This window comes from Acinetobacter sp. TG2027 (assembly GCF_000302435.1).
GTDB lineage: Bacteria > Pseudomonadota > Gammaproteobacteria > Pseudomonadales > Moraxellaceae > Acinetobacter > Acinetobacter pittii.
Window position 1 is genome coordinate 1 of the sequence record NZ_AMJN01000026.1, and the last position, 2,029, is coordinate 2,029.

At 37.8% G+C, this 2,029-nt stretch carries 2 protein-coding genes; both read right to left on the bottom strand.

Annotated elements, in window-relative coordinates:
- Window positions 1-1,017, bottom strand: a 1,017-nt coding sequence (locus B806_RS20205; protein WP_029768961.1) for a BapA prefix-like domain-containing protein, incomplete at its 3' end; no start/stop codon positions are given.
- A 375-nt stretch (window positions 1,018-1,392) separates the two neighbouring features.
- A partial coding sequence (locus B806_RS0106175) for an HlyD family type I secretion periplasmic adaptor subunit (RefSeq protein WP_017402758.1) occupies window positions 1,393-2,029 on the bottom strand: 637 nt, incomplete at its 5' end.

Consider the following 2,029-nt stretch of genomic DNA (forward strand, 5'->3'; position numbering starts at 1 on the left):
AGAGTCTGAGTCGCTGTCAGAGTCTGAGTCACTGTCAGAATCAGAGTCGCTGTCAGAATCAGAGTCGCTGCCGCTATCAGAGTCAGAATCGCTGTCAGAGTCTGAGTCACTGTCGCTATCAGAGTCTGAGTCACTGTCAGAGTCAGAATCGCTGTCGCTATCAGAGTCTGAGTCACTGTCAGAATCAGAATCGCTGTCAGAGTCTGAGTCACTGTCAGAATCAGAATCGCTGTCAGAGTCTGAGTCGCTGTCGGAATCAGAGTCGCTGTCAGAGTCTGAGTCGCTGTCTGAGTCAGAATCACTGTCAGAGTCAGAATCACTGTCGGAATCAGAGTCACTGTCAGAATCAGAATCGCTGTCAGAGTCTGAGTCGCTGTCAGAATCAGAGTCACTGTCGGAATCAGAGTCGCTGTCAGAGTCTGAGTCACTGTCGCTATCAGAGTCTGAGTCACTGTCGGAATCTGAGTCGCTATCAGAGTCAGAATCGCTGTCGCTATCAGAGTCAGAATCGCTATCAGAATCCGAGTCACTGTCGGAATCTGAGTCGCTGTCAGAGTCTGAGTCGTTATTTAAATTATTATTTTTATCATCACTATCATGTGCCCACCACAAAATTCCTGCTGCGGTTAGCGGTACAGATAACCACGCCCATGGAGATGCAACCCCATCGTGATAAAGAAGCGGTTCTATACTATCAATATAACTATAAGTAATATTTTCTAATAATGCCCCGTTGGCATCAGTAAATTGTACCCAAATTAATTTATGGTTGTTATCCTCAAAAACTAAGCTATTATCAGTTGAATAATTACTACCGTTAAAAAAATCAACTATTACTATTTGTTCACCATTTTTTAAAGTAATAATTGCATTTCGACCATCTTGTCTAATTTCGGAAACATCATCTTTATTTACTTTTATTAAAATAACAGATGCTTCGGAAAGAGAGACTGTATCCTTTGTTGTAATTTCTAAGGTTTCATGACTCTCCTTAGAAACTACCCTTATCTCTGACATATTTATTCCCCTTGTACAGGATTATTTAATTAAACCAATCCAATTTAAAGCCCTTATTTTTTGAAATAAGAAGAGCCCAAATTAAGGAATAAACTAGAGAAAACAAAAGCCAACCTCAACGCAAAAACCAATTATAAACATGAATCACGTCACGAAAAATCTGACAAAAATAAGTTTGTTTATTAACCAAATAAAAAATTAAAATAATAAATATTGTTTTTCAAAAACTTATAAATAAATAATACTCGCAATAGTATTTTAATTTTCTTGTGTTTTAAAACATAAATAATAAAAACCACACATTTAAAACAAAAATTTTTATTATTAATATCTATATAGCTTTTAAATATTTAAAAGCTATATAGATTTAATTTTTTATCTTTCTCTCAAAGCTTCTTTGGCTTTATTAAATGGTTTAAGTAAGTAATCAAGTACTGTTTTTTGACCAGTACGAATATCTACTGTTGCCACCATACCCGGTGTAATACCAAACGCTTTACCTTCTTTATTGTAAAGCTTGTCAGAATCAGTGCGGATATAAACACGATAATAGAATTGGTCCTGTTTCACTTCATCACGAATCGTGTCTGGTGAAATAACCGTAACCTTCCCTTTTAAACCACCATAAATTGAGTAATCATAGGCGGTAATCTTAACCAGTGCTTCTTGCCCCGGACGAATAAAGGCAATGTCGCGCGGTAAAATACGCGCTTCAATCAGTAGTTGTTCATCAATCGGTACAATGGTCATCAATTTACCGTTTTGTGGAATAACACCACCATGGGTAGTGACTGCAATTTCTTTGACGACACCACGTACCGGTGCTCTGAACACTGCACGATCTAAACTGTCACTACGACCCAGTACAATTTGTTGCTGCGTTTCGCTATCGGTATTGGCTTTAGATAACTCTTCACGCGCTTTCACATAATACTGGTTCTGCGCATCATTCATTTTATTTTGCAAATCATTTGCTTCACGACGTAAACGTAAAACCTCGACCTCACTTGCT